This window comes from Wielerella bovis (assembly GCF_022354465.1).
Classification (GTDB): Bacteria; Pseudomonadota; Gammaproteobacteria; order Burkholderiales; family Neisseriaceae; genus Wielerella; species Wielerella bovis.
Genome location: NZ_CP092361.1, coordinates 557,060 through 578,483, shown reverse-complemented (window position 1 = coordinate 578,483; position 21,424 = coordinate 557,060). Strand labels below are relative to the sequence as shown.

Annotated in this window: 20 protein-coding genes and 2 tRNA genes; 6 read left to right on the top strand and 16 right to left on the bottom strand. The window is 41.8% G+C overall.

The window, feature by feature from the left end; translation table 11 throughout:
• Positions 1-12 precede the first annotated feature (12 nt).
• The 5 genes from pilV to MIS45_RS02930 form a co-directional block, all read right to left on the bottom strand.
• Entirely contained in the window at positions 13-633 is a 621-nt protein-coding gene (gene pilV, locus MIS45_RS02955; protein ID WP_249450941.1) for a type IV pilus modification protein PilV, read from the bottom strand.
• 72 nt (positions 634-705) lie between these two features.
• On the bottom strand, positions 706-1,431 hold the full coding sequence (locus tag MIS45_RS02950) for a GspH/FimT family pseudopilin (protein ID WP_283397277.1): 726 nt from the start codon (positions 1,429-1,431) through the stop codon (positions 706-708).
• A 54-nt stretch (positions 1,432-1,485) separates the two neighbouring features.
• On the bottom strand, positions 1,486-2,889 hold the full coding sequence (gene dnaB, locus MIS45_RS02940) for a replicative DNA helicase (RefSeq protein ID WP_249443144.1): 1,404 nt from the start codon (positions 2,887-2,889) through the stop codon (positions 1,486-1,488).
• Between the two features lie 123 nt (positions 2,890-3,012).
• A complete protein-coding gene (locus tag MIS45_RS02935) occupies positions 3,013-3,543 on the bottom strand; it encodes an inorganic diphosphatase (RefSeq protein WP_249443143.1) in 531 nt (176 codons plus the stop codon).
• Between the two features lie 158 nt (positions 3,544-3,701).
• Entirely contained in the window at positions 3,702-5,069 is a 1,368-nt protein-coding gene (locus MIS45_RS02930; protein WP_249450940.1) for a 3'-5' exonuclease, read from the bottom strand.
• 109 nt (positions 5,070-5,178) lie between these two features.
• Here MIS45_RS02930 and MIS45_RS02925 point away from each other — a divergent pair.
• The 3 genes from MIS45_RS02925 (at position 5,179) to MIS45_RS02915 (ending at position 5,855) form a co-directional block, all read left to right on the top strand.
• A tRNA-Arg gene (locus tag MIS45_RS02925) sits at positions 5,179-5,255 on the top strand.
• Between the two features lie 15 nt (positions 5,256-5,270).
• Positions 5,271-5,345 (top strand) — tRNA-Glu (locus MIS45_RS02920).
• A 63-nt stretch (positions 5,346-5,408) separates the two neighbouring features.
• Positions 5,409-5,855, top strand: a complete 447-nt coding sequence (locus tag MIS45_RS02915; RefSeq protein ID WP_249450939.1) for an effector binding domain-containing protein — start codon at positions 5,409-5,411, stop codon at positions 5,853-5,855.
• Between the two features lie 276 nt (positions 5,856-6,131).
• Here the strand turns inward: MIS45_RS02915 and MIS45_RS02910 are convergent, their stop codons facing one another.
• The 4 genes from MIS45_RS02910 to MIS45_RS02895 form a co-directional block, all read right to left on the bottom strand.
• Complete coding sequence (locus MIS45_RS02910; RefSeq protein ID WP_249450938.1) at positions 6,132-7,613, bottom strand: DASS family sodium-coupled anion symporter; 1,482 nt, start codon at positions 7,611-7,613, stop codon at positions 6,132-6,134.
• A 116-nt stretch (positions 7,614-7,729) separates the two neighbouring features.
• The gene (locus MIS45_RS02905; protein ID WP_249443139.1) at positions 7,730-8,992 is read right to left on the bottom strand and encodes a complex I 51 kDa subunit family protein; all 1,263 of its coding nucleotides are present in this window, start codon (positions 8,990-8,992) and stop codon (positions 7,730-7,732) included.
• Between the two features lie 178 nt (positions 8,993-9,170).
• Positions 9,171-10,799, bottom strand: coding sequence for an FAD-binding protein (locus tag MIS45_RS02900; RefSeq protein WP_249450937.1), 1,629 nt, complete (start codon positions 10,797-10,799; stop codon positions 9,171-9,173).
• Between the two features lie 16 nt (positions 10,800-10,815).
• Positions 10,816-11,448, bottom strand: coding sequence for a 4Fe-4S dicluster domain-containing protein (locus MIS45_RS02895; protein ID WP_249443137.1), 633 nt, complete (start codon positions 11,446-11,448; stop codon positions 10,816-10,818).
• A 519-nt stretch (positions 11,449-11,967) separates the two neighbouring features.
• On the opposite strand from MIS45_RS02895, the gene MIS45_RS02890 reads away from it, so the two are divergent.
• Positions 11,968-13,491, top strand: coding sequence for a fumarate hydratase (locus tag MIS45_RS02890; RefSeq protein WP_249450936.1), 1,524 nt, complete (start codon positions 11,968-11,970; stop codon positions 13,489-13,491).
• Between the two features lie 249 nt (positions 13,492-13,740).
• Here MIS45_RS02890 and MIS45_RS02885 read toward each other — a convergent pair whose 3' ends face one another.
• The 6 genes from MIS45_RS02885 to cysT all read right to left on the bottom strand — a co-directional run bounded on the left by MIS45_RS02885 (position 13,741) and on the right by cysT (position 18,653).
• Complete coding sequence (locus tag MIS45_RS02885; protein ID WP_249450935.1) at positions 13,741-14,823, bottom strand: sulfate/molybdate ABC transporter ATP-binding protein; 1,083 nt, start codon at positions 14,821-14,823, stop codon at positions 13,741-13,743.
• 89 nt (positions 14,824-14,912) lie between these two features.
• Positions 14,913-15,302, bottom strand: a complete 390-nt coding sequence (locus tag MIS45_RS02880) for a hypothetical protein (RefSeq protein ID WP_249450934.1) — start codon at positions 15,300-15,302, stop codon at positions 14,913-14,915.
• A gap of 60 nt (positions 15,303-15,362) precedes the next feature.
• Positions 15,363-16,001 carry an NAD(P)H-binding protein gene (locus tag MIS45_RS02875; protein ID WP_249450933.1) on the bottom strand — a complete coding sequence of 213 codons (639 nt, stop codon included), beginning with the start codon at positions 15,999-16,001 and terminating at the stop codon, positions 15,363-15,365.
• A gap of 39 nt (positions 16,002-16,040) precedes the next feature.
• Positions 16,041-16,700 (bottom strand): DUF2625 domain-containing protein, encoded by a 660-nt coding sequence (locus tag MIS45_RS02870; protein WP_249450932.1) that lies wholly within the window; start codon positions 16,698-16,700, stop codon positions 16,041-16,043.
• A gap of 41 nt (positions 16,701-16,741) precedes the next feature.
• On the bottom strand, positions 16,742-17,584 hold the full coding sequence (cysW, locus tag MIS45_RS02865; RefSeq protein ID WP_249451327.1) for a sulfate ABC transporter permease subunit CysW: 843 nt from the start codon (positions 17,582-17,584) through the stop codon (positions 16,742-16,744).
• Between the two features lie 250 nt (positions 17,585-17,834).
• Complete coding sequence (gene cysT, locus MIS45_RS02860) at positions 17,835-18,653, bottom strand: sulfate ABC transporter permease subunit CysT (protein ID WP_249450931.1); 819 nt, start codon at positions 18,651-18,653, stop codon at positions 17,835-17,837.
• A 380-nt stretch (positions 18,654-19,033) separates the two neighbouring features.
• Here cysT and MIS45_RS02855 point away from each other — a divergent pair, with 380 nt between their 5' ends.
• A complete protein-coding gene (locus MIS45_RS02855; protein WP_249450930.1) occupies positions 19,034-20,074 on the top strand; it encodes a sulfate ABC transporter substrate-binding protein in 1,041 nt (346 codons plus the stop codon).
• Between the two features lie 214 nt (positions 20,075-20,288).
• Positions 20,289-20,693 (top strand): roadblock/LC7 domain-containing protein, encoded by a 405-nt coding sequence (locus MIS45_RS02850; RefSeq protein ID WP_249443131.1) that lies wholly within the window; start codon positions 20,289-20,291, stop codon positions 20,691-20,693.
• 293 nt (positions 20,694-20,986) lie between these two features.
• On the opposite strand, the gene MIS45_RS02845 is transcribed toward MIS45_RS02850, so the two are convergent.
• Positions 20,987-21,424, bottom strand: coding sequence for an ExbD/TolR family protein (locus tag MIS45_RS02845; protein WP_249443130.1), 438 nt, complete (start codon positions 21,422-21,424; stop codon positions 20,987-20,989).

Sequence of the window (21,424 nt, the reverse complement as noted above, 5' to 3'; positions counted from 1 at the left end):
CTTTCTGAATAATTAATTTGCCACTTGCAATGTATAAGTATACACAGGGCTTTCAGGGTTTTCTGTACCATTTGCACCACGCATACGCCAAGCAACTTTAATTGTTGTCGTTCTACCATTAGTACATTTGCCGTCCATTACCCCTGTATCGCTCATCGTAGGTGCTTCAGCTCCATCTTTGTCTTGACAAATAATGTAACTAATATTACTTACATTAGGTACTTGCGATTGCAATACATATTCAAATTCATCAAGATATTGCTTTGCCAAATCCTCTTTACTCAAAGAAGCATCTTTTTTAGGTTCAGGCTGCTTGCTACCTGCTTTCAAAGTAAGCTTTTGTACTTCTCCCAAGTTATAATTTTCATAACTATGAACGTACATCTGCTGCCCATTCACATTTTGCTTAGACAAAGTAGAATTGATTTGCATCCCTTCTGCCAATGCTTCCGCTGCTTGAGAAATAATGCTTCGGTTTTCTGCCTCTGTTACACTTGCAACAGAACGAATTTGAGCAGCCATCAAAGCCAACACACCAAAAGTTAGCAACAATACAGACACCATTACTTCAATAATAGTTGCACCTTGCATACTTTTGCGTGAACTAAATTTTTTGCTATTACGCATTTTCATGAGAATCTCATTTACATATTTAAGTTACTAAAACATTTTCAGGCAGCCTGAAAAACCACACAAGCATCTATATTAAGAGGGAATAGCACGTGAACAAACTTCTGCCATATCACCTGTTAATTGTTCACCACCAGTTTTATTTTTGGTACTAGATACATTACAAATAGAAGCTGAACCACTTGGACTAATAATCACAAAACGAGAGGGCGAATTTTCACGGGCTTTATCTGAAACCAAAAAGCGAACATAGTTTGCTGATAAATCAGTATTTGCCGATAATGCTGCATAGTTTGTTGAAGAACCCGTAGCTTTGGTAAAACCAAACATACCATTTGGCATAAATACAAATGTATTTGTACTGACACTTTTTTTGCAATTATTAGCATTAAACGCACAAGCATCAATAGAAAAAACCACCTTATTATTTTCTGCAACATTAGGTGCATTCAAGGTAATAGAACGCAACGGCACATCTGTATCATCATACACACCATTTTGATTTTTGTCTGCATACGCCATCATACCATTTTGAATTTCATTTGCTGAACACACTCCCGTTGGACGGCCATCACTCCGAATTTTCACACCACATACTAACACTGGTGTATTCATACGAATGGATTCACTTTTTGCAAAACGGAATAAGTTTGCAATTTGTTCTGAACGATTCACAATACGGGTATTAGAAACAAACTTACTCATACTTGGCAACGCAATCGCTGCCATAATTGCGATAATCGCAATAACGACCATCAATTCCACTAATGTGAAACCTTGTGATTTTCTATAATTCAGCATATTCAAAAATACTCAATAAAAATAAAATAAAGCGACACACGTCAGCTATCTCTTTTATTCAGAATCTGCTGCATGGTCAGGAATATAAGCGGCATTTTCAAATTTCGTAAACTGCCCCAAAAATGTTAAAAACACACGCCCCGTAGGTCCATTACGATGTTTACCAATAATACATTCTGCCAATCCTTTGAATTGGCTTTGTTCTTTGGTGTAATACTCATCGCGGAACATAAACATAATCAAATCCGCATCTTGTTCAATCGCGCCAGATTCACGCAAATCCGACATCATCGGTCGTTTATCGGTACGCTGCTCTACCGTACGCGATAATTGTGATAAAGCAATCACAGGAACATGTAATTCTTTGGCAAGTGATTTCAGGCTGCGTGATATTTCCCCTAATTCTGCTGCGCGGTTATCACTGCGCCCTGAACCCGACATTAACTGTAAATAGTCAATAACAATTAAACCTAATTTACCATCAAATCGCCGTGCTAAACGTCTGGCGCGAGCACGCAATTCCAAAGCAGTTAGACCTGGTGTTTCATCAATAAACATGGGCGCATCGGACAATTTAGCAACCGCCTCGTTTAAACGCTCCCAGTGTTCATCTTGCAAATTACCATGTTTTAAAACACTTTGGTCAAGCCGTCCAACAGAAGACAACATACGCATAACCAGCTGCGCTCCGCCCATTTCCATTGAAAACACGGCAACAGGTAATTTGTCATAAATCGCAATATGCTCCGCAATATTGATAGAAAATGCGGTTTTACCCATTGATGGGCGACCTGCCACAATGATTAAATCACCTGCTTGTAAACCAGATGTGATTTTATCCAAATCGGTAAAACCAGTAGAAACCCCTGTTACTTCGTTGGGATTATCACGCTGATACAATAAGTCGATGCGCTCAATATTTTGTCGCAGCAAATCAGGCATTTCCAAGAAACCTTGCTTGGATTTTGCCGTACTTTCGGCAATTTGAAAGACTTTATTTTCCGCCTCGTCCAATAATTGTTCTGCGTTTTTACCCTGCGGATTATAGGCATTTCTAGCAATTTCTGTTCCAACCTCTGCCAGTTGGCGGATAACCGAACGTTCGCGCACAATTTCGCCATAACGCCGAATATTGGCGGCTGATGGCGTGGTTTGCGCCAGTGTAACCAGATAATCAAATCCACCTGCTTGTTCTAGTTGGTCATTTCTCTCCAACTCTTCTTGAACGGTAATAATATCTGCTGGGCGACTTTCGTTAATCAGCGCAGCAATCGCGCGAAAAATTAAACGATGTTCATGACGATAAAAATCCTCATCGGTCAGCAAATCCGCAATTCTGTCCCATGCGGCGTTTTCCAGCATCAAACCGCCGAGCAAAGATTGTTCTGCTTCAATGGAATGTGGCGGTAAATTCAGGCTGCGTACTTCATTGTCTGGGTTATTTTGATAATCGTCCATATTTTTTGCTTGTGGATAAAACTAACATTTTTTGGCACTCTTTCAGGCTGCCCATATTTTTTGTGTGAACTATCATTTTTTGCACTAAAAGGCAGCCTGAAACTTTTTCAGGCTGCCTGTCTATTATTGATTTTTCCAGCGTGCTTGGCATTCACGAATCACGGTTTTAGCTTCTTCTACATCGCCCCAATGGCTTACTTTGGTGGTACCAGGTTTTTTCAAGGCTTTGTAGTTATTGAAGTGAAACTCAATTTGTTTAATCAGTTGTGCGGGCAAATCTGCCAAAGTTTTAATTTCATTACCTGCATCGCGGTCATCGGCTGGCACAACAACCACTTTATCATCTACTTCACCATCATCTACAAATTTCATGATGCCAATTACACGCGCCTCCATATAAATACCTGTTGGCAATGGATTTTTAGTGATAATCAAAGCATCCAATTCGTCACCATCTTCATCCAAAGTTTGAGGAATAAAACCATAATTGGTTGGTTTAGCGAAGATTTGCGGCTCAATGCGGTCAAGTTTCATCACAGCATTTTTTCTGTCCCATTCAATTTTATGCGTGCTGCCTTCTGGGATTTCTACTACCACGTTGATGATGCCGCCATCTACATCACCTGCATCTAATATTTGATTAAAATCTGCCATTTTATTTTTCCTCTTCACAGGGTAAATTAAAGCGATAATTATAACGAAAGGCAGCCTGAAAGCATAGATTTTTGTGTTTTCAGGCTGCCTTACACATACAACAAACCGTAGAAAAAACTTATATCCAACCCACCCATATTCAATTTCACAGAGCTTCATTAAGAAGACAAGTTCTGAATATTTTTCCTGTCTGTCTTAAATTTTGTTTTTAATATCATCAATAATTCCTTATCCACAAACCACGTTCCATCAGTCAAACGTACTGCACCACTATCACACAAAAATTCAAATACCTGCCCATGCAAAATATGGCGTTCTGTTATACGCACGCATGGCGATTGCCCCCAATCACATACAGGCAATTTATTCAAAGCCGCACGAACCGCTAAATTATGCGCCTCTATGTCATTTGCAGCACACGCTGTTGAACATTTGCCCAACAAAGACACGGGACATGGCGCACCCTGCGGTAACTCGTCAGGCAAAATTCCCAATAAATTCGGACACAAATCATGCGCTTTTGCCCATGTTAATAATGCGCGTTTGGCTGCTTTTGAATGTATAAACAAACCATGTGGTGGCGCATCACGAAAACCTGCTTTTAATGGACGAACTCGCGCTTTCAGGCAGCCTGAAACTTCTTGAAAAACAATAGTATGGCGCAATAGTTCATTATGTGGCAATAAACCCTCATGCAACATCTTTTCTGCTCGCACCACCACTGAATGCAATGCACCCACCGTTGGCACAAAATCCAACTGTGCCGCGCGCGCATATTCAGGCTGCCGTAGCAAAAGCGCCACCTCGCGAAACGCTTGTTCATGGCAACGAATAGCGGTTATTTCTCCACGTGCATCACGCCAAATTGAGACACCATACGAATCTGGCAGCGCATAGGCAGCCTGAACCAAATGCGACGCCAAATTTTCAGGCAGCATAGGCGGATTAAACAACTGTTTGGCTGCTTGAAGCCATACCCATTCACCTTTTTCACGCAACGCTAACTGCAAAAATGCCGTCAGTGCCAACACATCACTCATCGCCCGATGCCGACTATCCACCGCTAAACCATGTCGCTCAATAATCGTATCCAAATTATGCTTATAAAATTCGGGATACAATTTGCGCGACAATTGCACACTACACAACGCAGGTGCAGCAAAGGCAATATTCAATCGTGCAAATTCATGCCGCAAAAACGCATAATCAAACTTACTATTGTGTGCCACAATTAAACTACCACGCAACAAAGGCAATACATTAGGCGCAAATTCCGCAAATGTTGGCGCATCTGCAACCATCGCATCGCTGATTCCCGTCAAATTTTGCACAAATTCGCTGATGCCACGTTCAGGATTGATAAGTTGTTGAACAGACGTAACCCTACCTTGCCAAAAATGTAAAAAAGCGATTTCTGTGATACGGTCTTCATACAAATGACCGCCTGTCGTTTCCAAATCCACAACGACTACAGGAATGGGAAAATGTTGAAAAAATTCTGTTAGTGCCGAAAAAGAAGTATCCATGATTTAAAAATTTTCTGAATAAATTTCGTAAATTATACGATTTTCATAAAATTTCGTAAAACATATATTGACAGAAACTTTCAGGCTGCCTATAATTCAAATCTTTGCTGCACCCGTAGCTCAGTTGGATAGAGTATTTGGCTACGAACCAAAGGGTCGGGCGTTCGAATCGCTCCGGGTGCGCCAGAAAAGATTTTATCCGCGCCCATCGTCTAGCGGTTAGGACATCGCCCTTTCACGGCGGTAACCGGGGTTCGATTCCCCGTGGGCGTGCCAGTTTCATAAGCCTTGCAATTTTCATTGCAAGGCTTTTTCATATTCTAAATTTTAGGTGGAATTATGCAAACAACATTACCCGTTTTTCGTGTCGCTGGCTTACACGCTATTATTCGTGTAGCACATCAAGCGGATGATTTAGCAGCTTTATGGCAAAATTGGCTTCAAGGCAGCCTGAAAGATACGTTACCTGCATTCAGTAAAACGGTTTATTGTGTGCGCTATGATTATCAGGTTGATGGTAGTTTTAGTGTGATTATTGGTTATTTGGTGGCAAATGATACTGAATTAGAAGCAACGGTAAATGATGTTTGGTTGCCGTCACAGCAATACCAAGTATACACATTATCTGAGAAACAATATTCTGCAGCATTATCGGTATGGACGCAAATAGCACAAGGGGATTTATCACGCCGTTTTCAAGCGGATTTTGAAAGTTATCCTGCCTTTGGCGATGCACGTGTGTATGTTGGTATTGAAGGACAAGTGAATATTTCAGAAGAGTTTTAGAACCTGTATTTATCAGGTATGAAGGTAGCCTGAAACCTTTGTATAGTGGATTCAATTTAAATCAGGACAAGGCGACAGCGACCGCTGTGTACACCGACTACATAAGGGAGCTGGCAACGCTGTACTGGTTTAAATTGAATTCACTATAAAACCTAAAATGGTAGGTCAGATTCTTAAATCAAACATTTTTAATCAAACATTTATTTTGATTTAGATGTCGGATACAAGTATCCGACCCACAAGTTTTCAGGCTACCCTTGGTCAGTTCAAGTCTGTTTACCAATGACCCAATGCTTTCCACCAAGCTAAACCGATGGTGGCGAAAATCAGGATTTCTACTGCACTCATAACAAAGCCTGCAATCCACCATTCTCCCATAGTGGTGTAGCCTGAATTATAAATGACAGGTGATGAACCTGATGCGTAGTGAGTCAGAGACATCATAATGCCTGTTGAAGCTGCGAGAATTAAGGCGAACAACATAGGTGGTGCGCCCAATCCCAATCCTGCGGCATAAAATGCGCCTAACATGGCAGTAACGTGTGCTGTACCGCTGGCGAACATATAGTGTGAGTAAATATACACCAAAGTTAATAAGGCGCAGCCCCATACCCAACTTAATCCCATGTGTGAAATGCCACTTCCCATCATGTCGGAGAACCATTTAATCAAACCTAATTTGTTTAGGAAAGTTGCCATCATAACCAAAGCGGCAAACCATACAATCGTGTCCCATGCCCCTTTTTCTTTCAGGACATCATCCCAAGTCAGCACGCCTGTGATTAATAATAAAGACAAGCCCAAGAAAGTGGTTGTGGTGGCATCTACTTTAATGCCAAACAGCATATCTGGAATACCTGCCCACAAGAGCAATAAAATAGCAAATACTCCCAACATGATTTTTTCGTGCATAGACATTGCACCCATTTCTTTTAATTTGCTACGCGCCATTTCAGGTGCATTTGGGGTGCTGGTAATTTCAGGTTTATACAAGAAAAACAAAATGATGGGCATAACTGCCATAGCCACCAATCCTGGTACAACCATTGCAACAAACCATGTTCCCCAAGATAACTGAATGTCTTGATTGGTGCCTTTGGCGATTAAATCTACCACCAATGGATTGGGAGCTGTGGCGGTAATAAAAATCAAACATGAAATAATGTTGGAATGGTAGTTTACCAACGATAAATAGCGACCGATTTTGTTTTGTGTACCTTTTTCAGGGTCAGAATCAAAACTGGCAGCAATGGCTTTCATGATTGGGTGAACAATCGCACCACCGCGTGCCGTATTGGACGGAGTTACGGGCGCAATCAACAAATCACACAATGCCAAACTATACGCTACGCCAATGGTTTTTCTACCGAATACAGACAAAAATAAATAACCAATGCGCGTTCCTAAACCTGTTTTCAGCAAACCGCGTGAAATCATGATGGCAATACCAATCATCCAAATTAAAGTGCTGTTCAGGCTGCTTAACGCATCGCGTGCTGCTTGTGCGGATGGATTTTTAATTGGTGCACCTTGTGCATCTAGTTCTGGTACCGTAACTTGTAGCAAGGCAACAATCGTCATTGCCAACACTGCCATTGCACCAATCGGCATGGCTTTGCCAATAATGCCTGCAATAATACCAATAAACAAAGCAAGTAAATGCCACGCATTTTCGGATACGCCTTCTGGCGCAGGAATAAACCAAACGATTAGCGTTAATGCTAATGCAATGGCTGCTGGAACTTTCTTAAAGCCCATTGTAACTACCTCGTAATGAAGTTCTGGTTAAAAATCGGGTAATGTTCAGGCTGCCTTTTAATATAAGATAAAAAATATTCAGGCAGCCTGAAAAATCATCATACTCAAAATACTGATTATTCTTTTTCTGGCAAACCGTATTCAATCGGGAACGTACGCATGGAGCTGGCAACCACAGTAGCTGCACCTGTAATCAAGCCACAACGCCCTGCACCAGGCATAATGTTTACCAAGTTTTGCAGTGCACGCAAATCGTCAGGTGTGCTGATGCCATTGTCCACACGTTCAACCAAACGTGCCAACTGATAGGTTCCACCTTTGCAAGGCGGACATTGTCCACAAGAATTATTGGCAAAAAACTGAATGTATTCGGCTGTTTTGCGGACAATGCTGGTGCCTTCTGAAATCACAATCATCGCGCCCGTACCCAAACCTGATTCACGTTCACGCGCAGAAATAAAGTCCAATGGCACATCCATATCTTTTGCAGTCAGCAAATTGTTTGAGGGTCCACCCATAAATACAGCTTTGAATAAGCGACCTTCCAACATACCGCCGCCGTAATTCTCAATCAATTCACGCAAAGTAATGCCCATGGGTAATTCGTATAAACCTGGGTTTAAGACATCGCCAGACAATGAATACAATTTTGTCCCCACACCATTGGCACGACCCAATGAGCGATACCATGCTGCACCATTACGCAAAATGTGCGGAATATTTGCCAAAGTTTCGGTGTTGTTCAGCAAAGTTGGTTCGCCTGCCACGCCTTTTTGGAATGGGAAGGGTGGTTTGCGTTGTGGGAAAGGGAAACCGCCGTTTAACCATGAAACCACCGCAGTTTCTTCACCACCAATATAACGACCTGACGATTCAACTACTTTAATATTCAATGTTTTACCCAAATGCGCTTCAATGCGTTTGAATAAATCGTGTTGTTGCCACAAAGCAATCGCAGCGCGTGTATTGGCTAATGCTTCGGTTAAATGTGGATTGATATACAAAATCACATTATTTGCACGCGTGTACACGGCAGCAATTAACGCACCTTCAATGACTTGGTTAGGCGATTTTTCTAATAAAAAACAATCTTTGAATGTACCAGGTTCGTCTTCGTTGGCATTGCAGACAACATAACGGTCGCCTGATTCGCTGGGGCTTTCTGCCATTGCTGACCATTTTTTATGCGTTGGAAAACCTGCGCCACCCATGCCGCATAAGCCCGCTTCTTCCAAAACTTTGACGATGTTGTCAGGCGCACTCAATGCGTTGAGCAAACCTTCGCCGCCACCAACTGCCAGCCATGCGTTCAAATCAGCGCCGACTAAACGGCTGGGATGCAGTAATACTTGATTTAATTCGTTTGTGGATTGGGTCATGATTTTTGTTCCATATTTTGTGTTGGCTACGTTTTCAGGCTGCATTTATGTTTTCAGGCAGCCTGAAAAAGTTTAATTTAAATATGATATTTTTCAGGCTGCCTATGCTTATTTTTAAATAAAATAAATTGCAATTCTGTGAAAGAATAATGAATAGAGGCAGCCTGAAAGATTTGTTTTAGTCAATATTGCAAACCAAACCAGCGTGTTCTTTCCAATCAAATGTACCGTAATTTGGGTATAACACTGGAGCTTTGCCCTCACTTTTCACACCAGCTTTTTGCAGCGCACGTTGGAAATTGTGAACGTGAGATAAACCGCCACGATTATTGTGTGCAGGTTCTGCATGTGCAGCAGCTTTACCTGCACGGCGACCAAAACTGATGATGTCTAATAAAGCATTACCCATCAAACGGTTGCGTCCGTGAATGCCACCTGTAACTTCGCCAGCAGCAAATAAACCGCGTACACAAGTTTCGCCATTACCATTGATTTCTATGCCACCATTTTGGTAATGCAACGTAGGATGAATGATTAAAGGCTCTTCGGCTGGATTGACACCGCATTTGTGGGCAATGTGTCCCAAAGTAACCAAGCGTTGCAAAATATCAGGCTGCTCAGCAATGATGCGCGGTGTATCCAAGAATACGCCTACTTGACCGTCGCGCTCTACGCCACGACCTTCACGAACTTCGCGCAATATGGCAGCAGCAACCACATCGCGTGGTTGTAATTCATCTACAAAACGTTCGCCTAAACCATTAACCAATTTAGTACCTGCTGAACGTGTAGCTTCAGAAATCAATGCGCCAGCCAAATGTGGTGGATGGGCAACGCCAGTTGGGTGGTATTGGAAACTATCCACATCACGCAATTTCGCACCCATGCGATATGCCAAAACTAAACCATCTGCTGTTGCGCCATAATGGTTGGACGTGGCAAAACCTTGCAAATGCAAACGACCTGAACCACCTGTTGCCAAAATAACGGCTTTGGCATGGACAGTAATCAGTTTGCGACGTTCCAAATCATATAAAACCGCGCCTACGCAACGACCTTCTGCATCAGATAGCAACTCTACGGCTGGGTGGCGATTTAGTTGTGTGATGCGTGGCTCAATATCAACGGCTTCACGCAATACTTTCATCAATTCCAAACCTGTAAAGTCGCGATGACACAAAATGCGTTGTGCTGTTGTGCCACCAGCTTTTTTGCGTACCAGTAAGCCATTTGGGTCTCCACCTTGCGTATCAAAACTCATACCCAAGCCAATCAACCAGCGAACAGCACTAGGTGCATCGGTAACCATTTGCGCAACCAATTCTTTTTTGCCTGCCATATGCCCACCTTTGAGCGTATCCTCAAAGTGGCGTTGTAGGCTATCATCTGCACCAACGGCAGCTTGCATACCACCTTCTGCCATAACGGTATTGCTGTCGCCAATACGCAATTTGTTTGCCATGATGACTTGTGCGCCCTCTTGTACCGCTGTTAAAGCTGCGGCAGCACCTGCACCGCCACCACCGATAACCAGCACATCGGTTACCATATTTTCAGCGCCAGCCAAATCAGCATCTTCAATTAAAGGATTGGCTGTTAATAATTTGGCTAAATCTGGATGACAAAAATCACCTGCATTTGCGCCCACAGTTAAAGTGGTACGCGCTGTTTCAGCATGGTCAGGGTGAAAGGTTTTCAGCAAAACATCTTTTTCAGGCAGCGTACCGTTTAATTCGGGTGTTTTCGCGCGCAAATTTGCCAGCGCAGTTTCATAAGGAATACCAGTAAATTTTTGTTGTGTACTCATTTTTTCAGGCTGCCTTTCAAATTGCATCAATGTTTACAGAAACTTTGCCAGAATCAATTTCTTGCAAACGGCGCATCAAATCAATTGGACGCAAAGTACGCGCTGCTTTCATGCGACGAGCAAATAAACCTAAATGATTCGGACGAATATGCTCAGGGCAAGCCAACGTGCATAAATTACACATAACGCATTCATCAAATGTAGTAGAAGCGGTAGAAAAATCGCCCATTACCACTTGTGCCACGCCATTTTGTACTTCCAAACCTTTGGGACAAGCAGTATCACAACCACCACAATGACGGCAATTTTTCGCTTCTGGGAATGTTTCATCTACTTCTTCTAACCAATTCCAACCATCGCCAACTTTATTCATATCATAATGATGCACATGAGTAGGCAAGAAGTAATCCAAAAAGCTCACTTGCATACCTGCTTCAATTTTGGTTTCGCAACCTAATTTGGTTTCAGCAGAACGTTCGCCTTCTTTACGCACCAAGCAGCGGCAAGAACCACATACACCCTGCCCCATGCAACCCACATTGGCAGTAATCGCCTTACCTGCTTTGGCATAGGCTTGAATAATGGTGTCATTTTTATCGGCTTCCACTTCCAAACCATCAATGATTAATTTGTATTTTTCTTCGCTCATGGTTGATGTTCCTGTTCATTTAAAGAGTTTTAATATGATTATTTTTAGTAGGATTTTATCAGAATAATAAATATAAATTTTGTAGGAATAATACAAAATATTTTCACAAAGCTCAAATAGGTTTTATTTTGTTTATTTATTTTAAGTTATGTTAATTAATTGAATTTAAATATTTTTAAATAAGATTGATTTTCGCCTATTGATATTTTGCTTAAAATTTAAACAAATTGTAACAAAGAACAATAAAAACAAGTATTTGTTTTAATTTTATATCCCTATAATTTTTAAGGAATTTGCATAGACACCGATGTAATTTGTTTAAATTTGTTAGCAATTCAGAAAATGAATGATGTTTGATATAAGTCAAATAAACGCTTTTTTAGCATGACAAAAATGTTAAAATTCTGTAACTTTCTGACATAAATTAAAAATATAACTGGTGGTAATCTTTCAGGCTGCCTGAAAGATTGAACAAATTTGCATTTTCTTCATAAACTTCCTTTTAAAGGACACAAAATCATGACCATTATCAAACAAGAAGATTTCATTCAAAGCATTGCTGATGCGTTTCAATTTATCAGCTACTATCATCCCAAAGATTTTATTCAAGCACTGACCAAAGCATGGGAGAAAGAAGAAAATCCTGCTGCCAAAGATGCAATGGCACAAATTTTGGTTAATAGCCGCATGTGTGCTGAAGGGCATCGTCCAGTTTGCCAAGATACAGGGATTGCAACGGTATTTTTGAAAATTGGTATGAATGTACAATGGAATGCGAAATTGTCGGTGCAAGAAATGGTGAATGAAGGTGTTCGCCGTGCTTACACACATCCAGATAATGTTTTACGCGCATCGGTATTGGCTGACCCTGCAGGCAAACGTATCAACACCAAAGACAATACACCTGCGGTCGTGCATTATGAAGTGGTAGAAGGCGACAAGGTGGAAGTGATTTGTGCAGCAAAAGGTGGTGGTTCAGAAAATAAATCCAAATTGGCAATGCTCAATCCATCTGACAATATTGTAGATTGGGTGATTAAAACTGTACCAACTATGGGTGCTGGCTGGTGTCCACCAGGAATTTTGGGCATCGGTATTGGCGGAACTCCCGAAAAAGCGATGATGATGGCAAAAGAAAGCTTGATGGGGCATATTGATATCCACGAATTGCAAGAAAAAGCCGCATCGGGTGCTGAATTGAACACCGTTGAAAAATTGCGCTTGGAAATTTATGAGAAAGTGAACGCTTTGGGCATTGGTGCTCAAGGTTTGGGTGGTTTAACAACCGTGTTGGACGTGAAAATTTTGGATTATCCAACTCATGCGGCAGGTAAACCGATTGCGATGATTCCAAACTGTGCAGCAACGCGCCACGTTGAATTTGAATTGGACGGCAGTGGTCCTGCAAATTTACAAGCACCAAGCTTGGAAGATTGGCCAGACATTACATACAGCCCAGAAAACGGTAAACGTGTTGATGTCAATAACTTAACCAAAGAAGAAGTGGCTACTTGGAAAACAGGCGATGTTTTGTTACTCAATGGCAAAATTTTGACGGGTCGTGATGCAGCACACAAACGCTTGATTGATATGTTGAACAAAGGCGAAAAATTGCCAGTGGATTTCACTAATCGCATCATTTATTACGTTGGCCCAGTTGACCCAGTTCGTGATGAAGTGGTTGGGCCAGCAGGTCCAACAACCGCGACACGCATGGATAAATTTACTCGTCAAATGCTGGAACAAACTGGTTTGTTGGGCATGATTGGTAAATCCGAACGCGGTGCAGCAACTTGCGAAGCAATTGCCGACAACAAAGCTGTTTATTTAATGGCAACAGGTGGCGCCGCTTATTTAGTAGCCAAAGCGATTAAATCATCCAAAGTATTGGCATTCCCAGAATTAGGCATGGAAGCGATTTATGAATTTGACGTGCAAGATATGCCTGTTACCGTAGCAGTGGACAGTAACGGTCAATCTGTTCATGCGATTGCACCGAAACAATGGCAAGCGAAAATTGGGATTATTCCTGTTGAAGCATAAGCCGTGCAACAACCTTTGAGAAACACTAAGAGCTAATGACAATTCTGGCTTGAGTTGTCATTAGCCTATACAATTCAAAGTCATAGCACGCCAAAATGTATCAATGATGGAGATTATGCAAAAGTTTTAGCTGAATCCTTTGCAAAACCCCAAACGGCAGGTCGGATTCTTAAATATAACATTTCCCATACCTATTAAATATTTGTTTTTTATATATTTCATATAAAATCATCTACTCTTTTTTCATCATCAAATCACATATTCCACCATTTCAGGCAGCCTGAAAATGCTGGTTTGCTGCGGTAACAGCCAAACGGTATCGCCTGTTTGCACATTCAACGCTTTGAATTGTGCGGGCGACAATGCTGACCAAATCAATTTTGATGTTTCAGGCAGCCTTAATGCCACGCGAACCACCGCACCAATATGATGAATTTGCACGATTTCTGCTGCACCAATTGCATTTTCAGGCTGCGTGGTGTGCAAAACCAATTCGTGTGGGCGCACATAGGCGATGACATTTTGCCGTTCTGTGGGGCGTGGATTCAGCGTTTCGCGGTAGCCGCCTATGTGTAATTCGCCTTGTTCAATTTTGGCAAATTCAAAGGCGTTGGTTTCGCCCAAGAATTCGTTTACAAACACGTTTTTGGGCGCGTGATATAAATGGTCGCCTGTGCCAATTTGCTCTACAACACCATGATTCATAATCACAATTTGGTCTGCCATTTCCAATGCTTCTTCTTGGTCGTGCGTTACCAAAATGGTGGTGATGCCCAATTCTTGTTGAATTTGACGTAACCACGCGCGCAATTCTTTGCGGACTTTTGCGTCCAATGCACCAAAGGGTTCGTCCAATAACAATAATTTGGGTTCGGTTGCCAAAGCGCGGGCAAGCGCAATGCGTTGGCGTTGTCCGCCCGATAATTGGCTGGGGAAGGCTTTGGCAAGGTGTTCCAGTTGCACCAATTTGAGCAATTCGTTGACTTTTTGTGCGATTTGCTCTTTGCTGGGGCGTGTGGCGCGGGGTTTGACGTCCAAACCAAAGGCGATGTTGTCGGCAACATTCATGTGGCGGAACAGCGCGTAATGTTGAAACATGAAACCGACTTGACGTTCGCGCACGGGTACTTGGGAAACATCTTGATTGTCAAACAGAATTTGTCCATCGCTGGCGGTTTCCAAGCCTGCGATGATGCGTAATAGGGTGGTTTTGCCGCAACCGCTGGGCCCTAATAATGCAGTTAGGCTGCCTGAATCGGCGGTCAGGTTGATGTCTTTTAAGGCATGGAATTTGCCGAAATGTTTGTTTAGGTTTTTAATTTGGATAGACATTGTTTGTGTTCCATATTTTTGTTTTCAGGCTGCCTGAAAAAAATTTTAAAAGCAATAAATTAGGATAACGATTTGGTACGCGATATACCCTACTGTTTGTGTATCAATATTCCGTCCCCATCATCAAATCCCAATCCAATTTTGGGTACACGCAATAGAGCCAGATTGGGATTTTCATGGAATAATTCTGTCAATATTTCTTGAATGATTTTGAAAACATTTTCCCAATGCCATGTTGATAAAATGGTTAAATCGGGTGCATGGGCTGATGGGGAAAAATCATCATCTTTGGGACACGCCCATTCAAAGTATTCATCTTGTTCATCAAATTCTGTTGAACCCAAAACATAAATCCCATAGGGTTCATACAATCCAAACCACCATGCTTGAATATCATCAGAAAAAGGCTCTTGACTAATTTCCTGCAAATAATTCAGAAATAAAGGTTTTAATTGATTTTTGGCTGTTTCATGATTCATTTTGATGTGGTCTCGTTTTGGTTTCGTCAGGGTTTTCAGGCTGCCTGAAACGCAGTATTTTTATTTCGCCAATTCCCAAATGGCTTGTTTATTCACAATTCCTGTTTGATTTTGAATAACCGCGTTTATCATCGCATAAGCCAATTTTTGTGTGGGCAGGGGGCGTGCCGATTGGAACAAGCCCAGTTGATTGGCAAACATCAAACATTTTTCCGCCATTTTCTCGGCAAAACGGTTTGTGTTTTCACGCACCAATAAAGGCGGTCTGAAAATGCTGATTTTGGGAAAATTCAATGCCAATACATCGTTGTCCAATTTGCCTTTGAGTTGGGCATAAAATGTTAAGGCATTGGCATTTGCCATTTCTGATGAAATCAAAACGTAATGTTGTATGCCGTTTTCTTTGGCGATTTTGGCAAAATGGTATTGATATGTGTGGTCTATTTTGTATTGGTTTTCTTTGCTGCCTGCTTGTTTTAAAGTTGTCCCCAAACAACTGAATAACACATCGCCTTGTACATCTTGCGCCCAAATTTCGGGCGCATCAAAATCTATCACTTTAACCGTTAATTTGGCGTGGGAAATGGCAAGGGGTTTTCTCACAAAAATCGTTACTTGTGAAAAGGCTGGGTGGTTTAATAACTGTTCGGTTAAATGTTTGCCTGTTGCACCTGTCGCGCCAATGACGATTGCTTTCATGTTTTTCCTTCTAGGTTTTTCAGGCTGCCTGAAACGAAATTAATTTGATGATACAAATGCAAAATAATGTTCTTGTATTGGAATCACTTTTCGGCTGATTTCATTGATATTTTTCCCTTCTTTGCTTGATAAGAATGGAAAGAAAGAAAAAACTTGATTGCCGTCTAATTGTTTCACATCGTCTTGCCAATTTTCCCAACGCAGATTTTGGTAAAACTGTTCCAAATTGCCCATTAATACCCATTCAAGAAAGTGTGAGTAAGTGATATTCAAATCTTCCCATGCCAATGAATCGGGCGAAAAATAATGAATCTGACCCAAATTGTCGCCCAATCCCCCGCCATTAATCGCAAAGTAGCCGCCCAGCACATCATCTGCAATCAACAAAAAGGGAGGTATGTCGCCTAATTGCTCAAAAATTTTGCCTTTGTTCCATTCGCTAATGCTTCTGTTCAATTTGGCACCACCTGAACCCAAAATCCGCAACCAACCGTTATCAATGAACATGCCGCCTGTTTCATAAATCATCGCGCCCATAGGCGAACGTGTGGTAACTTGATTGGCAAGCAATTCTTTTTCTGCTTGCATTTGATTTTTCGGAATAATTTCATAATGATTACGGGCTTGGCTGAACCATTCTTCCTGCATCCATTCCCAAGCTGGCTCTTCTAAATTAATCAAGTCTTGTAAAGTTTTCATGATTTATCCCTTTAAGTAATTGTTTTCAGGCTGCCTGAAAATTATTCGCGCTCTGCGGCTGCCAATGCTTTGGCTTGTCGCCAATCCAAAAAGTTTTGCAGCAACAAAGTCAGCAATGCCAACAACGCCAATAAACTGGACAAGGCAAATGCGCCCACAAAATTGTATTCATTGTACAAAATTTCCACCTGCAAAGGCAGCGTGTTGGTTTGACCGCGTATGTGTCCCGACACCATGCTCACCGCGCCAAATTCGCCCATCGCCCGTGCATTGGTCAAAATGATGCCATACAGCAATGCCCATTTGATGTTCGGCAGCGTTACGCGCCAAAACATTTGCCATGCGTTTGCACCCAAAATTAAGGCTGCCTGCTCTTCGCTGTCGCCTTGTGCTTGCATCAGGGGGATTAACTCTCGGGCAACAAAGGGGAATGTTACAAATAAAGTCGCCAAAATCATGCTCGGCAAGGCAAAGACGATTTGTATGCCGTGCGATTCAAACCAGCCACCCATCGTGCTGTTCGCGCCAAACAGCAGCACAAACATCAAACCTGCCACCACAGGCGACACGGAAAACGGCAAATCCAGCAGCGTGGTCAAAAATTGTTTGCCACGAAAATCAAAGCGTGTCAGCAACCACGCCAAGGCGATGCCCAAAATCGCGTTCAATGGCACGACAATAGCGGCAATAATCAACGTGAGTTTCAGCGCGTGCAAGGCTTCGGGTTCGGTCAGCGCATCAATATAAAGCTGCCAACCGCGTTCCAGCGCGTAGTAAAACACGGAAATCAACGGCACAACCAACATCGCTGCCAAAAACAGCAAAGTCGTGCCAATTAAGGTGTAGCGCAACCAGCGCGGTTCGGTTAAATGATTGTGAGACATGGGATTTTTCCTAATTTTGATTTTTTTCAGGCTGCCTGAAAATGTGCGATAAAAATCTGTGGGCTGCCTGAAACCTGTCCCCTCTCCCGTCTGGCGGGGGAGGGTTAGGGTGGGGGTGGCTCTTTGATTTTCAACAACATTCATTTACAGCACCCAATTTCCCCCACCCTAGCCCTCCCCTGTTTGAGACGGGGGAGGGAACAGATTGCTGCTTATTTCAAAAAATATTTTCAGGCTGCCTGAAACATTTTTATCGATTCATTCTTTTGTTCAAACGCCATTGCCAAACATTCAATGCAAATAAAATCACAAACGAAATCATCAACATAAATAAAGCCACCGCACTCGCACCTTGAATGTCAAACAATTCAAATTTGCCCGCGATAATCAAAGGCAAAATTTCCGATTCCATGGGAATATTGCCTGCAATGAAAATGACCGAGCCGTACTCGCCAGTCGCACGGGCAAACGCCATGCCTGCGCCTGTTACCAAAGCAGGCAACATTTCAGGCAGCAAAACGCGGCGAAACACGGTCAAACGGTTTGCGCCCAATGTGGCGGCTGCCTCTTCGTATTCGGGTGACAATTCCGCCAACACGGGCTGCACCGAACGCACCACAAATGGCAAACTCACCACCACCAACGCCAACCAAATGCCAATGGGCGTAAACGCAATTTTGAAAGGAAACAGTTGCCCAATCAAACCATTGGGCGCGTACAAAGTCGCCAACGCCACGCCCATTACGGCTGTGGGCAACGCAAACGGCAAATCCACCAAAGCATTGACTATGCTTTTGCCAGCAAATTCATAGCGCACCAACACCCACGCGGTGAGCGTGCCAAACACCACATTGGTCAGCGCGGCAAACAGCGATGTTTTCAAGGTCAGCCACACGGCAAACAGCGTGCGCGGTTCGCTAATCGTTTGCCAAAACGCGGCAAAACCCATGCCCTGCACGGTAATCAACAGCATGGTAAACGGCAGCAACACCAACAGAGACAGCGCAAACACGCTGATGCCAAAGCTCAACTTAAACGCAGGTAAAACGGTAGGGGATTTGAGTAACATATTATTTAAAATCCATTTTTTTATTTTGGGGAATTAGGTTTCAGGCAGCCTGAAAGCCCATTAAGCTGCAACAAAGTTAAAAAACTTCCCCTAAATTTAAAACGTACAATGTACCGAAAAGCTGATGCGCTTTCAAAGAATACTAATTTATTTCCCTTATGCAAAAATTGTATAAACCGTTTTTCAGGCTGCCTGAAATAATCCAATATCCATCAATTTTCCCTGATTATTTCAATCAAAATGTGGATTGATGTATTTTTTAGGTAGCCTGAAAACCATATAACCACATATTCTTTATCAAAAAACCGTAAATTCTTTCCCAAAAATATCATTATTCCTTAATATCTCGCCATTCTTTCACATATCAATAAGGAAATATCATGTTAAAACAATGGGCAATCGGTTTACTATTGGCAAGCGTACTTACTGCTTGTGACGGTCAAAATAATAATGCAGCCAGCAGCACATCTGCCGCACAAAATGGCGCAAAAATTGAATTACTCAACGTATCTTATGACGTGATGCGCGATTTTTACAAAGATTTTAATCCATTGTTTATTAAGGATTATCAAGCTAAAAATCCGAATATCAGCATTGACATCAAACAATCACATGGCGGTTCTAGCAAACAAGCCTTATCCGTTGCCAATGGTTTGACGGCAGACGTGGTTACCATGAATCAAACATCGGATATTGAATTATTACAAAAGAAACAATTAGTTGCAGAAGATTGGCAAAAATCTTTTGCTAATAATGCCGTACCGTTTACAAGTATTACGGTGTTTTTGGTACACAAAGGCAATCCGAAAGGTGTTCACGATTGGAACGATTTAGCCAAAGATGGTATGAAATTAGTCATTGCTAATCCCAAAACAGCAGGTAATGGACGTTATACATTTTTAGCAGCCTATGCTAATGCTTTGAAAGAAAATGGAAATAATCAAGATGCCGCCAAGACATTTGCACAAAAATTCTTGAAAAATGTGGAAGTATTTGAGGCAGGTGGACGTGGTGCAACAACTACATTTGCACAACGTAATATTGGTGATGTATTGATTACATTTGAAAATGAGGCGCATGTGATTTTGCAACAATTTGGTGCAGATAAGTTTGAAATTGTGTACCCAAAATACACGATTGCAGCCGAAAATCCTGTGGCGGTTGTAACATCGGTTACAGATAAGAAGGGCACAACAGAGGCGGCAAAAGCGTATTTGGATTATTTGTGGTCGGATGACGCACAAAATCTAGCAGCAAATTTTTATCTGCGCCCAAGCAAAACTGAAGTTTTAGCCAAACACAATGACCGTTTCCCACAAGTGGAAACTTTCCGCGCTAATGATGTATTTGGTTCATGGGACGATATTATGCAAACGTATTTTGCTGATGGTGGTGTGTTTGACCAAGTGAATAAACGTTAAAATTAAAATAAAGGCAGCCTGAAAATGTTTTCAGGCTGCCTTTATTTTTAAATTGAATCGGCTCAATAAAAGGAATTGATTTTATTTTTTCAAATAGTTATTATTTTACTTCCATTTTAATATAGGCATACAAATAAATATTTGTATGCTATTTATTTAACAAGGCTAATGAAAAAGCGATTGTTATATTTCACATTATTGAGGAACATAAATTATGAGTAAATTAGACGAAATTTGTGCGGAAGTCTATTCGGAAGTTGATGGTGCTATTGCTGTAGCTGTCGTAGATTTGGATTCTGGTATGCCTTTGTCTGTATACCATCAAGTGAGTCATTTTGACCAAAATTATGTAGATTTGGTATCAGCTGCTGCGGTAGATATGTTTCGTGGAAAAACTGTCCGCATGGTGGAAGACCAATTAACCAAACAAAGAAATAAATCTGCTTTGCATTCTATCCAAGAAGTGCAAATGACTACGGCAGGTACTCTGCATTTTATGATTGTATTGCCTGAGCATCAACATATCGTGGTTGTGATGGTAACATCAAAACGAACCAGTACTGGCATGGGTTGGGCTTCATTGCGCCGTGCTGTACCAACCATCAGCCAAAATATATAATCAACACGATATCGTCGTTAGATAAACTAATATTGTATATTGTTGGCTTTGATTAATTGCTTAATAAAAAAACACACAGAATCAAATTATTATGATTTTGTGTGTTTTTTATTAAATGACCTATCTTTAAAATATATAGTGAATTCAATTTAAACCAGTACAGTGTTGCCAGCTTTCTTATATACTCGGTGTACACGGCGGTCGCTGTCACCTTGTCCTGATTTAAATTGAATCCACTATAAAAAAACAAGCAAAATACGCTTATTTTGCTTGTTTTGCTTATAAACAGAGTTTTATTTCACAGCTTCGGTTTTCATGCGAAAACCCACTTTACTCAAACCTGCTTCTCGTGCGGCTTCCAACACTTTGACGACATGTTCATAAGCCACCGTTTCATCGGCATCAATCGCCACAACTGTATCAGGATTTTCTTGGGCAATTTTCGTGAATTGTTGGCGCACAGTTTCCAAATCCACTTTAACTTCTGAATCTGCACCAACCGCATACGCGCCTGTCGCATCAATCGCTACTTCAATCGGCTTCACATCCATTTTAGGTGGCGTTTGCGATTGGCTGTTGGCAGTCGGCAAATTGAGCGGAATGGAATGCGTTAAAACAGGCATTGTAATCATAAATACAATCAGTAAAACCAACATTACATCCACCAAAGGTGTAACGTTAATGTCGCTCATCGGCGCATCATCACCATCATTCATTGAACCAAATGCCAT